The organism is Bradyrhizobium sp., from assembly GCF_052389815.1.
GTDB lineage: Bacteria > Pseudomonadota > Alphaproteobacteria > Rhizobiales > Xanthobacteraceae > Bradyrhizobium.
This window is the reverse complement of sequence record NZ_JBQTHN010000144.1, coordinates 15,935-27,827: the sequence shown is the minus strand read 5'-3', so window position 1 is coordinate 27,827 and position 11,893 is coordinate 15,935. Positions and strand designations below refer to the sequence as shown.

Below are 11,893 nucleotides of genomic sequence, written 5' to 3'. Positions count from 1 at the left end.
GCTGCGAGGAAAACCCCGTCAACCTCGACCCCCGAATGGCCAAGCTCGCCGGCGGCGTCCACCGCCTCGACGGACAGCTCATGGTCGTCCTCGACGTCGATCGCGTCCTCGAACTCGCGCCGAAAGTCGCGCTTGCTGCCTAATCAAACCCTGAACGCTCCATCCGGAGGGCCGCTGAAATGAAGACATGCCTCGTGGTGGATGACTCCAGCGTCATCCGGAAGATCGCCAGCCGAATCCTGGAAGACATGAACTTCCGGATCGTCGAGGCCGAAGACGGCGCGGTAGCCCTGGAGATCTGCAAGCGCGAGCTGCCGGATGCGGTGCTGCTGGACTGGAACATGCCGGTCATGGACGGCTTCGAATTCATGGTTCATCTGCGCCAGCTTCCCGGCGGCGACGCGCCTAAGGTGGTGTTCTGCACCACCGAGAACGGCATCGACCACATTTCGAAAGCGCTGCATGGCGGCGCCAACGAGTACATCATGAAGCCGTTCGACAAGGACATCGTCGCGGCGAAATTCCAGGAAGTCGGACTGATCGCTGCGCCGGTCTGAGCCGGGCCGTTTGTTTGTTGCGTTCGTGTGAGAGGTTGCCGTGACACCGCCAGACTATGAGTACCTGCGCAAGCTGCTGAAGGATCAGTCCGGTCTCGACCTGTCTGCCGACAAGCAATATCTGATCGAAAGCCGCCTCGCGCCGCTGGCTCGCAAGGCCGGGCTCGCGGGCATTGCCGAACTCGTGCAGAGGATGAAGACGGGTTCCACCTCTCTCGTCGCGCAGGTCGTCGAGGCCATGACCACCAACGAGACGTTCTTCTTCCGCGACAAGGTGCCGTTCGACCATTTCCGTCAGTCGATCATGCCGGAAATCCTCAAGGCACGCGTGGCGCGCAGGAGCATCCGCATCTGGTGCGCCGCCGGTTCGACCGGCCAGGAACCCTATTCGCTGGCGATGTGCCTGAAGGAGATGGACAGCCAGCTCGCCGGCTGGCGCGTCGAGGTCATTGCGACCGATCTGTCGCAGGAAGTGCTGGAGAAATCCAAGGCCGGACTTTACAGCCAGTTCGAGGTGCAGCGCGGACTGCCGATCCAGCTGCTGGTCAAGTATTTCAAGCAGACCGGCGAGTTCTGGCAGATCAACCCGGAGCTCCGCGCCATGGTGCAGCACCGGCGGCTCAATCTGCTGCACGATTTCTCGGGGCTCGGCACGTTCGACGTGATCTTCTGCCGCAACGTGCTGATCTATTTCGACCAGGACACCAAGATCAACATCTTCAATCGGCTCTGCAAGGCGATGGAACCGGACGGCTTCCTGGTGCTGGGCGCTGCGGAAACCGTGGTCGGGCTTACCGACGCCTTCAAGCCCTGTTCGGACAAGCGTGGCCTTTACCGGCCGAACGATCCGCGCGTGGTCAAAGCGCCGGCGGCGGTGCCGAGGATCGCGGCGGCCGCCGGGATGTAACCGATGTCTGACGAGAACAGGGGAACCGAACGCGTTACCTTCAGCCGAGGCTATGACGTCTGCATCATGGCGATCGATGGCACTTGGCGGCGCGACTGCCTGCTGAACGCCATTTCCGACAACGATGCAGCGCTCACGGTGGAAGGTTCCATCCAGGGTCTCAACCTCAAGGAATTCTTCCTGCTGCTGTCGTCGACGGGGCTCGCCTACCGGCGCTGCGAACTGGTACGCGTCAACGGCACGGAGATGGACGTTTCCTTCCTGAAGGGCAAGAACGCCAGGAAGGGGCGCGGTGGCGCGTCCGGCAATGACGCCATGATGCCGTAGGTCGCGCTGTCTCCGTGCGGCGGATCGTCGCCGCTCCGGTCGAAAGAGATCAGTGCGCCGGCAGCAGGCCTCCTGCTGTCACGAATTCACAGGTACGATCCCCGGCGGCGTGGACTCCTGCAGCAGGTGAAGTGCGGCGCTCAGCCCGGCCTCGCATTCCCGCAGTGCAGCCTGTGCCCGCGAGTAGCCCGGCGTCACGTCGTCCAGCACGATGATGTCGGAAGCCTCCTCGCCTTCTGCTTCGCTGGCGATTTCCGATTCGATCAGTTCGAGGCTGTTCCTGACGCGGCCGATGACCGCGACCAGGTCGGACACGACCATATGATATTTTTCGTTCCGATCGGCGGATTCCGGCTGCATGCCGCCACCCTTTGTCTTCTGCATGGCTGTGCTCCTGCGCCTACTTCTAGTGGCAACGGCGCTACTTGTGGGTTAAGTCAACGTCCCGTACAAATACGGGACGCCCGATCCGGGGCCGTTCGGCTCCGTTCGGCCGGGTGCGCGTCATTCTCAATCGGCGGTGGACGAGGGCACATGTCCGAAAAAACCGGTTCCCGTGGCGAGATCTTCGTCGTCGACGACGATCCCGCCGTTCGCGATACGTTGTCGATGGTGTTGTCGGCGGGCGGTTACCAGGTGATCTGCTTTGCCGACGGCGCTGCGCTGCTGTCGATTGCACGAAGCAGGACGCCGTCATGCATCCTGCTCGACGTGCATATTCCCGGCAAATCCGGGCTCGATATCCTCAGGGAGCTGCACGGCGAGGATTATCCGGCACCTATCTTCATGATCTCGGGGCAGGGCGACATCGCCATGGCAGTCAGCGCCATCAAGAACGGCGCGCTCGACTTCATCGAAAAGCCGTTCCGCGGCAGCGAAATCGTGACCAGGTTGAACGAGGCGATCGACGCTTATGCGCGCCGCAAGTCCGGCAGTACTTCGAACGTCCAATCGCTGCATTTCCCGGGCCGGGAACCGCTGACGCGGCGCGAGCGCGAAGTTCTCGAGCAGTTCACCAAGGGCGCCTCCAACAAGGAAGCAGGCCGGCAGCTGGGCATCAGCCCCCGCACCATCGAAGATCATCGCGCCAACATCATGAAGAAGCTCGGCGCGCGCAATGCCGCCGATCTCGTCCGCATCGTGATGACGGCCTCGCGCAACGCGTAAGCCGCATCGGGGCCTCGTGGTTCGAGACGCCGCTTCGCGGCTTCTCACCATGAGGGTCTAACAGCTTGCGCGATTTCCGCGCCTCGCCGGCGCGTCCCGTGGCCGTCCCCATGCCCTAGCCGCCGAGCGCCTTGCGGATCATGCCCGCGAGATCGGACTTGCGGTAGGGCTTGGCCAGCAGCAGCACGCCGGTGTCGAGCCTGCCGTGATGGATGATCGCGTTCTCCGTGTAGCCCGACGTGTAGAGCACCTTCATCCCCGGGAGGCGGCGTTCGATCTCGTCGGCGAGCTCGCGGCCGTTCATGGCGCCGGGCATGATGATGTCGGTGAACAGCAGGTCGAACTGCCGGCCGGCCTCGACCAGCGCCAGCGCCTCCGCCGCATTCGCCGCATCGAGCGTCACGTATCCCAGCGAGTGCAGTTGGGTCAGCACGTAGTCCCGGACCAGCTTGTCGTCCTCGACGACCAGGATGGATTCGTGGCCGCCCTGTATGGCCGTCACTACCGGCTCGGCGGCGACCGCCGCGCCGGTGCCGGGCGGCAGGTACATCCTGATCGTCGTGCCGTGCCCTTCCTCGCTGTAGATCTTGATGTGCCCCGCCGACTGCTTGACGAAGCCGTAGACCATGCTGAGCCCGAGGCCGGTTCCCTTGCCGGGGCCTTTCGAGGTGAAGAACGGATCGAATACCTTGTCGAGAATATCGGAGGAAATGCCTACCCCCGTATCGCTGACCGCGATCATGGCGTAACGGCCCGGGCGGACATCCTCGTTGCTCCTGGCATAGTTGTCGTCGAGCACGACGAAACCGGTTTCGAGGATGAGCTTGCCGCCGTTCGGCATGGCATCGCGGGCGTTGAGCGCAAGATTGAGCAGCGCGGTCGCAAGTTGATTGGGGTCGACGGTGGCAACGCAGACGTCGTCTTCGAACACCGATTCGATCTCGATCTGCTCGCCGAGCGTCGGGCGCAGCAGCTTGGCGGTGTCGATGACGAGGGTATTGATGTCGGTCTCGCGCGGCTGCAGCGGCTGCTTGCGGGCGAAGGCCAGCAGATGCTGCGTCAGTTCGGCACCGCGCGAGGCGGCGTCGTCGATCATTCCGGTGATGGCGGCAAGCTGCGGCTTGCCGGCGACCGCCTCGGCGAGGATCTCGATCGTTCCGGTGATGACGGTGAGGATGTTGTTGAAGTCGTGCGCGATGCCGCCGGTGAGATGGCCGACCGCCTCCATCTTCTCCGCATGCCTGATGCGGTCTTCGGCCGCCAGCTTGTCGGTGAGGTCGCGGATGAAGCCGTTGAACACGATGCCGTCGCGACGCCTCAACTCGGTGATGGAGAGCTCGACCTTGATCTCGCGTCCGTCGCGCCGCAGCGCCTCGATTTCCAGCCGCTTCCCGAGGATGCGGCCCTCGCCGGTGAACAGGAAATGTTCGAGGCCTGCGCGATGCGCGGCGCGATGCTGCTCGGGGACGATCAGCTCGGCCAGCCTCCTGCCGATCGCCTCGCTGCGCGACCAGCCGAAGATTTTTTCGGCCTGGCTGTTCCAGTCGGTGATGCGGCCGCTTTCGTCCATCTGCACGAAGGCGTCGATTGCGGTCTCGATGATGCCGCGCGCCAGCTGCTCGCTCTCGCGCAGGTTCTGCTGCGTCCGCAGGGTTTCGCTCATGTCGCGGCCGACGAAGAAGAAGCGCTTCACCGGCTCGGACCACGTCCCGAGCCATGACAGCGGCACGGTGTGCCCGTCCTTATGGAATACCCGCGTATCGGATATCCTGGTGCGTTCGCCGCGCCGCGCGGCGCGCATTTCCGCGCGAGATATCTCGAGATCGTCGGGGTGGATGAAGGCCTCGCCGCTGCGGCCGATCATTTCGTCCGGCCGGTAGCCCAGGATGGCCTCGCAGCTCGGGCTGATCTGGACCAGATAGCCGCGCGAATTCATCACCAGGATCAGGTCCTGCGAGGTCTCGAAGATGCGGCGGCGCTCCTCGGTCTGCTGCCGCAACGCCAGCCGGGTGCGGTTGGTTTCGGTGATGTCGCGGGCGACTTTTGAGATACCGATGGTCGCCCCCGAGGGGGCCTTGATCGGCGAGATGCTGAGCGACACCTCGACGAGGCTGCCGTCCTTGCGCAGGCGCACCGTCTCATTGTGCTCGATCTTCTCGCCCCAGCCAATCCGCCGCAGGGCGTCCTCGACTTCCGAACGCCGGTCCGCGGGAACGATCAGGTCGATGTTCCTGCCGACGGCTTCGCCCGCGGCGTAGCCGTACAGCCGTTCGGCGGCGGAATTCCATCCGGTGATAGTGCCGTCCAGCGACATCGTGATGATGGCGTCGTTAGACGACTCGACCGCCGCGCTGAACAGCCGCTCGCGCTCGGCATGATGATCGCGTGCCGCCTCGGTGCGGCGGTGCTCGGCCACTTCGCGTTCCAGCGCGAGTGTCTTGTCGGTCGATTCCGTGACCATCCGCGCGAAGGCGCGGGCCAGCACGCCGGTTTCTCCGGTCGTGTCCGTTGGGATGACGACTGCGGCGCCGTGGCCGATGCCTTCGACCGCCTTCGTCAACTGCACGATCGGCCGCGCCAGCGACCGCGCGATCAACAGCGCCAGCGCCGCGGCGCAGAGTACCGCAATGACGCCCACCTTGATCGCGGTATTGCGGACCTGCTCGGCCGGGCCGATGATGATCGCGTTGGGCACGGTCTCGATGATTCCCACCCATTCGCTGCCGGCGAGAGCCGCGGAAGCTAGCGCCGCGCCGTCCGGCTGGCCTTCGGCGTTCGGTATCGTCCGCGCAATGCTTGCGGTCGAACCGAGCAGGGGAGCGAGATCGGGAAAGTCCTTGCGCCAGTCGGCCGATTTGCCGAGATCGGAGGCGAACTCGCGCGTCCGGTCGGGATGCACGAAATAGTCGCCGCGCTTGCCGACGGCGTAGATCGCGCCGCCCTGCCGTACCGACGCCCGCACCCGGTCGAGCGCCGGGCGCATGTCGACGTTGACGATCGCAATTCCGAACGGCTTGCCGTCCGGCCGCCGCAGCTGCGTGGCGATGCGCAAGGTGGGCAGGTGGGGCGTCTGGACCGCGCCATGCTCCTGGTTGAGGTCGAGCGCCGAAACGTAGATCTCGCCGAGGGGGAGGCCGATTGTTTCCTTGAAGTAGGTTCGCTCGCCCTTTTGCTGCAGCTCAGCCGCCGGGACGAGACGAACCGCGCGGTTCGGTCCGGATCGATCCACGCGAATGAGTTCACGGCCGCCGTCGTCGACGCCAATGATCCGGAACTGCGCATACTCCGGCTTGGCCTGCAGTTCGGCGACCAGGCGTTCTGCCATCCGGTCGTGCCAGGTTCTTTCCGAGAGTCCGTCGATCGGATCGATGCCGCCGGCGGCGCGTGCGCGGATGAAACCGTTGAGGGCCGCTGCGGAGCGGAAGCCGGCGATGTCGCCGCGCGCGCCCCGTACATGCGATTCCAGATCGAAGGCCACCAGCCGCGCGTGGTTTTCAGTGCGATCGAGGATGCGCGGCAGGACTTCCTGTGCGATGTCGCGATAGCCGATCCATCCGACCGCGGAAACCGCGATCGCGACGAGCAGGATCATTGCGATGGCCAGCCTTGTCGTGAGCGTCATGTCGCGCTCTTTGCTATTTTCCCCCAGCTCGCCGCGGAGCGGCCAACGGCAAGGCAGCTCGTTTCGCGTCAGTGGCCGGAGACGATCCTGCCGGCCCCTGCTCGCGACGATGGACGGTTTGCAGCGTCAAGACAAGCGGCAACTGTCGCCAAAAGAACGCTTGCCCGGAACGGCTTGTGCAGGCTCCTGACGGCGCCGAGCTTGGTGGCCATGACGAGAAAGTCCGGTGCCTCGTCCGGACCCGTGGGGATCGGCCGCCCCGAGATCGCAATGATGGGAAGCGATGCATTCTGCTGGCGGACGAGCCGCAACGTCTCGAACCCGTCCATGCCCGGCATGAAGATGTCGAGAATCAGGAGATCGAACGTCCCGGCGCCGAGCAGGCTGAGGCCGCGACGGCCGTCGTTGGCGGCAACGACGTCATGGCCGGCTCCTTCGAGAAGCAGCCGCAAGGTCACCTGAACGGAATTGTCGTCGTCTACGATGAGGATCTTAGCCAGGGCCGCCGCTCTGCCGGGAATCACGTCAACGGAAGGTTGAATCGTTATCCGAGTTTGCCGCTCGCGCAAGAAATTCGACGGTTCCGTCTCCGGCGGGGCCGCTATGCACGGTAGCGGGCAGACCTTGGCATGGCGCGGGTTTGCCCGTAACGTGCGCCCTGCGCTTCAGTCGTCAAGATATTCCGGGTGCCGCGCGCGGATTTGCCCGATCTTCCGCACCACCGAGCGCAACACCTTCCAGAACCGGGGCACCCAGGCATGACCGACAAGAAGAAGCGTCCCGACCAGCTGCGCAGTGCGCGTTGGTTCGCGCCCGACGATCTGCGCGCGTTTGGCCACCGCTCGCGTGCGATGCAGATGGGTTACGCGCCGGAGGAATGGAAGGACCGGCCGGTCATCGCAATCCTCAACACCTGGTCGGATGCGCAGCCCTGCCACATGCACTTCAAGAGCCGCGTCGATGACGTCAAGCGCGGCGTGCTGATGGCCGGCGGTTTTCCGATGGAGCTGCCGGCGCTGTCGCTGTCGGAATCGTTCCTGAAGCCGACCACGATGCTCTACCGCAACATGCTGGCGATGGACGCCGAGGAGCTCTTGCGCGGCCATCCCGTCGACGGCGTCGTGCTGATGGGCGGTTGCGACAAGACCACGCCGGGCCTTCTATTGGGGGCTACCAGCATGAACATCCCGACGATTTACCTTCCCGCAGGGCCGATGCTGCGCGGCAACTGGAAGGGCAGGACGCTCGGTTCGGGGTCGGACGCCTGGAAATACTGGGACGAACGGCGGGCCGGGAAAATCTCCGACAAGGACTGGGTCGACGTCGAAGCCGGCATCGCCCGCAGCTACGGCACCTGCATGACCATGGGCACGGCCTCCACCATGACCGCGATCGCGGAATCGATCGGCATGACCCTGCCCGGCGCCTCCTCCATCCCGGCCGCAGATGCCAATCACATCCGCATGGCTTCCGAATGCGGCCGCCGCATCGTCGAGATGGTGTGGGAAGATCTCACCCCGCAGCAGATCCAGACCCGCAAGGCGTTCGAGAACGCGATCGCCGTCGCAATGGCGATGGGATGCTCGACCAACGCGATCATCCATCTGATTGCGCAGGCGCGCCGCGCCGGCCAGGACATCGGGCTCGACGATTTCGAGAAGGCGAGCCGCAAGGTGCCGGTCATCGCCAATGTGAGGCCGAGCGGCGACACCTATCTGATGGAAGATTTTTTCTACGCCGGCGGGCTGCCGGGGCTGATGAGCCGCATCAAGCCGCACCTGCATCTCGACTGCGTCACCGCGACCGGCAAGTCGCTCGGCGACAACATCGCACGCGCCGAAGTCTACAACGACGACGTCATCCGTACGCTCGACAACCCCATCTACAAGGAGGGCGCGCTGGCGGTGCTGAAGGGCAATCTGGCGCCCGACGGCTGCGTGATCAAGCCGAGCGCCTGCGAACCGCGCTTCCTGAAACATACGGGACCGGCGCTGGTGTTCGACGATTACCCTTCCATGAAGAAGGCGATCGACGCCCCCGACCTCGACGTCACCGCCGACCACGTCCTGATCCTGCGCAATGCCGGGCCGCAGGGCGGACCGGGCATGCCGGAATGGGGCATGCTGCCGATCCCCACGAAGCTCGTGAAGCAGGGCGTGCGCGACATGGTGCGGCTGTCGGATGCGCGCATGAGCGGCACCAGCTACGGCGCCTGCATCCTGCATGTGGCGCCGGAATCCTTCGTCGGCGGGCCGCTCGCACTGGTGAAGAACGGCGACAGGATCACGCTCGACGTCGCCGCTCGCACCATCAATCTCGACGTGCCCGAGGCTGAGCTCGCCAGGCGCCGCGCCGAATGGAAGCCGCCCGAACCGCGCTACGAGCGCGGCTATGGCTGGATGTTTTCCAGGCACATCAAGCAAGCGAATGACGGCTGCGACTTCGACTTCCTGGAGACCGGCTTCGGCGCGCCGGTCGGCGAGCCTTCGATCTACTGACCGCCGCCAATTGCGTGCGCGTTCTGGATAGCGTGCCGGGCAGGCGCAATCCTGTCATGCGCCTGCCCCGTTGACCGCACTCGCCGTGCCCGGCACGGTAGCGGAATTGCCAGCCGGTCCTTCCCATGTTCTCCCTCGCCTCGCTCTGGATTCCCTTCACCATCGTCGCGGCGCTCGGCCAGGTCGCGCGCAACGCGATGCAGCGTTCGCTGACCGGGCCGCTCGGCACCTGGGGCGCGACCAATATTCGCTTCCTGTTCGGCTTTCCGTTCTCGATCGTCTTCTTCGTCGTGGTCGTGCTGGTCTCCGGCGATGGCGTGCCATGGCCGGCGGCCTCGTTCTGGCCGTGGCTGCTGCTCGGCGCACTCAGCCAGATCGTCGCCACCGGGCTGATGCTTGTTGCCATGAACGACCGTTCTTTCGTGGTGACCACGGCGTATCTGAAGACCGAGGCGATCCAGACCGCGATGTTCGGCTTCGTCTTCCTCGGCGATCACCTGACCTGGCTGAAAGTGCTGGCGATCGTCATCGCCACCGTCGGCGTTGTCATCACGGCACTGCGGCCCGGCGGCGAAAAGGGTTTTGCCGAGATACGCCCGACCATTATCGGCCTCGTTGCGGCGGCGGGTTTTGCGCTGTCGGCCGTCGGCTTTCGCGGCGCGGTCATCGTGGTGCCCGACGTCTCCTTCGTGACGGCGGCATCATACACGCTGGTGTTCGGCCTGTTCGTGCAGACGCTAGTGCTGACGATCTATCTGCTCGCCCGTGCGCCTGCCGTGCTGAAGGCGATTTTGGGATTGTGGAAGCCCTCGATGCTCGCGGGCTTCATGGGCGCGTTCGCCTCGCAATTCTGGTTTCTGGCGTTGGCGTTGACGGTGGCAGCCAATGTGCGGACGCTGGCGCTGGTCGAAGTGCTGTTCGCGCAGGCGGTGGCGCACTATTCCTTCAAGCAGCCGATGTCGGCGCGGGAAGGGGTGGGCATTCTGCTGATCGTGGTGGGCGTGGCGCTGCTGGTGGCGGTGTAAACGCCGTCATTGCGAGGAGCCAACGGGTCGGCGCAAAGCGCCGCCCGATGACAGGCTCCGCGACGAAGCAATCCGCGCTTCCGCCTGCGGCGACATGGATTGCTTCGCTTCGCTCGCAATGACGAGGGAAGCGACGCCTCAATTCCGGTCTTCCGGCAGCGTTGGCAGCGGCGAGACCTCGACGCCTTCGTCGATCAGAGCGCGCGCCTCCTCGGGCGAGGCCTCGCCGTAGATCGGGCGGTGCTCCTTGTCGCCGTAATGCATCGCTCGCGCTTCGTTTGGAAAGCGTTCGCCGACATTGTCGGCGTTCTTGACGATATGGTCGCGCAGTTCCTTGATCTTGGCGCGCAGCTCGCGCTCCTGCGCCATCATCAGGGATGTCGATTCGGTGGCCGGCGTCTCCACCGCCGCGGCGGCTTCCGCCGGAGCCGGCACCGGCGCCTTTTCCCGGCCCTTCTTGCCGATGATGCGCGGGGCCATGATGGCCTTTTCCACCTTGGCCGAGCCGCATACCGGACAGGCGACGAGCTTGCGCTTCACCTGCGTCTCGTAGGTGGACGAACTCTGGAACCAGCTCTCGAAAGAGTGGCTTCGCTCGCAGCGCAGGGTGTAGCGGATCATGCCGAGCCCCGCACCAGGTGCAGATGATCGGGGCCTGCCTTGGGATCGGCGATGCCGAAGCGGCGACCATGCTGCAGCGACGGAATGCTCTTCCGCGCATTGTCCACCAATGCCGGATCGATCTCGGCCGTGAACACGCCGGGCTCGACGCCGCCCTCGGCGATCACGACGCCCCAGGGATCGACGATCAGCGAGTGCCCGAAGGTCTCGCGCTTGTTCTCATGCATGCCGGCTTGCGCAGCCGCGAACACGAAGCAGCCGGTTTCGATGGCGCGCGATCGCAGCAGCACATGCCAGTGCGCTTCGCCGGTCTTGCGGGTGAAGGCGGAAGGCACGGTGAGGAAAGCGGCGCCGCTCTCCGCCAGCGCACGGTACAGCGCCGGGAAGCGCAGGTCGTAGCAGATGGTGAGGCCAATGCGGCCCCAGGGCAAATCGGAGATCACCGCCGTCTCGCCGGGCTGGTAGTTGGCGGACTCGCGATAGCTTTCCCCGCCCGGCAGGTCGATGTCGAACATGTGGATCTTGTCGTAGCTCGCCAGCAGCTCGCCTTCGGGCGAGATCAGGAAGGAGCGGTTGACCGCCTTCTCCGGCGAGAACTTCAGCGCCAATGACCCGACGTGAAGATGGATGTTCAATTCTTTCGCCAGCGCGCGATAAGCCTTGAGCGACTTGTCGTCCTCCTCGCTCGCCAGTTGCTCGAACAGCGCCTTGCGGTTCAGCTGCATCATGTTGCTCACCTCGGGGGTGAGCACGTAGTCGGCGCCCTGCGCTGCCGCCTCGCGGACCAGCTTCATGCCCTGCTCGAGACTCGGCTCGGGTAACAGGGAGGTGCGCATCTGCACCATCGCGGCGGTGAATTTGTCGCCGGCCATCAGAGCACGCCTTCGCTTTCGAGCAGGGAATCGAGCTTGCCGGCGCGGTCGAGGGCATACAGCTCGTCGCAGCCGCCGACATGGGTCTTGCCGACGAAGATCTGGGGGAAGGTCGAGTCGGCGCCGGCGCGTTCGTACATCTGCCCGCGATAGGCAGGGTCGACGGCGGTGCTGAACTCCTTGAACGGCGCGTTCTTGCGCGTCAGCAGCGATTTCGCAGCCGAGCAATAGCCGCAGCCCGGGCGGGTGTAGATTTCGATGGCAGCCGTCATCTCAAGCTCGATTCGGCGAATATGC

The 11,893-nt window shown here is 64.8% G+C and carries 12 protein-coding genes and 1 pseudogene; 7 read left to right on the top strand and 6 right to left on the bottom strand.

What is annotated here, in order from left to right:
- The 4 genes and pseudogenes from ACT4OC_RS22545 to ACT4OC_RS22530 form a co-directional block, all read left to right on the top strand.
- Positions 1-143, top strand: a pseudogene (locus ACT4OC_RS22545) (chemotaxis protein CheW); the annotation flags it as partial.
- A gap of 36 nt (positions 144-179) precedes the next feature.
- Positions 180-557 carry a response regulator gene (locus ACT4OC_RS22540; protein WP_444841246.1) on the top strand — a complete coding sequence of 126 codons (378 nt, stop codon included), beginning with the start codon at positions 180-182 and terminating at the stop codon, positions 555-557.
- A 40-nt stretch (positions 558-597) separates the two neighbouring features.
- Complete coding sequence (locus ACT4OC_RS22535; protein ID WP_444841245.1) at positions 598-1,464, top strand: CheR family methyltransferase; 867 nt, start codon at positions 598-600, stop codon at positions 1,462-1,464.
- Between the two features lie 3 nt (positions 1,465-1,467).
- Entirely contained in the window at positions 1,468-1,791 is a 324-nt protein-coding gene (locus ACT4OC_RS22530) for a PilZ domain-containing protein (RefSeq protein ID WP_444841244.1), read from the top strand.
- Positions 1,792-1,869: 78 nt separating this feature from the next.
- Here ACT4OC_RS22530 and ACT4OC_RS22525 read toward each other — a convergent pair whose 3' ends face one another.
- Positions 1,870-2,175, bottom strand: coding sequence for a hypothetical protein (locus tag ACT4OC_RS22525; protein WP_444841243.1), 306 nt, complete (start codon positions 2,173-2,175; stop codon positions 1,870-1,872).
- Between the two features lie 150 nt (positions 2,176-2,325).
- Here ACT4OC_RS22525 and ACT4OC_RS22520 point away from each other — a divergent pair, with 150 nt between their 5' ends.
- Positions 2,326-2,958: a response regulator transcription factor gene (locus ACT4OC_RS22520; RefSeq protein ID WP_444841242.1), complete on the top strand. Its 633-nt coding sequence runs from the start codon at positions 2,326-2,328 to the stop codon at positions 2,956-2,958.
- A gap of 115 nt (positions 2,959-3,073) precedes the next feature.
- Here ACT4OC_RS22520 and ACT4OC_RS22515 read toward each other — a convergent pair whose 3' ends face one another.
- Both ACT4OC_RS22515 and ACT4OC_RS22510 read right to left on the bottom strand, forming a co-directional pair.
- A complete protein-coding gene (locus tag ACT4OC_RS22515; protein WP_444841241.1) occupies positions 3,074-6,580 on the bottom strand; it encodes a PAS domain S-box protein in 3,507 nt (1,168 codons plus the stop codon).
- 68 nt (positions 6,581-6,648) lie between these two features.
- Entirely contained in the window at positions 6,649-7,149 is a 501-nt protein-coding gene (locus tag ACT4OC_RS22510; protein ID WP_444841240.1) for a response regulator transcription factor, read from the bottom strand.
- Between the two features lie 189 nt (positions 7,150-7,338).
- Between ACT4OC_RS22510 and araD the strand changes: the two genes are divergently transcribed.
- Together araD and ACT4OC_RS22500 are read left to right on the top strand one after the other, a co-directional pair.
- On the top strand, positions 7,339-9,078 hold the full coding sequence (araD, locus tag ACT4OC_RS22505) for an L-arabinonate dehydratase (RefSeq protein ID WP_444841239.1): 1,740 nt from the start codon (positions 7,339-7,341) through the stop codon (positions 9,076-9,078).
- Positions 9,079-9,203: 125 nt separating this feature from the next.
- Entirely contained in the window at positions 9,204-10,103 is a 900-nt protein-coding gene (locus ACT4OC_RS22500) for an EamA family transporter (protein WP_444841238.1), read from the top strand.
- Positions 10,104-10,241: 138 nt separating this feature from the next.
- Here the strand turns inward: ACT4OC_RS22500 and ACT4OC_RS22495 are convergent, their stop codons facing one another.
- From ACT4OC_RS22495 to grxC, 3 genes are read right to left on the bottom strand one after another with little or no spacing between them, the layout of a single operon-like run.
- Positions 10,242-10,724, bottom strand: coding sequence for a DUF1178 family protein (locus tag ACT4OC_RS22495; protein WP_444841237.1), 483 nt, complete (start codon positions 10,722-10,724; stop codon positions 10,242-10,244).
- Positions 10,721-11,596 (bottom strand): carbon-nitrogen hydrolase family protein, encoded by an 876-nt coding sequence (locus ACT4OC_RS22490; RefSeq protein ID WP_444841236.1) that lies wholly within the window; start codon positions 11,594-11,596, stop codon positions 10,721-10,723. The genes ACT4OC_RS22495 and ACT4OC_RS22490 overlap by 4 nt, the downstream gene beginning before the upstream one ends.
- Positions 11,596-11,868, bottom strand: a complete 273-nt coding sequence (gene grxC / locus ACT4OC_RS22485; RefSeq protein WP_444841235.1) for a glutaredoxin 3 — start codon at positions 11,866-11,868, stop codon at positions 11,596-11,598. The genes ACT4OC_RS22490 and grxC overlap by 1 nt, the downstream gene beginning before the upstream one ends.
- Positions 11,869-11,893 lie beyond the last annotated feature (25 nt).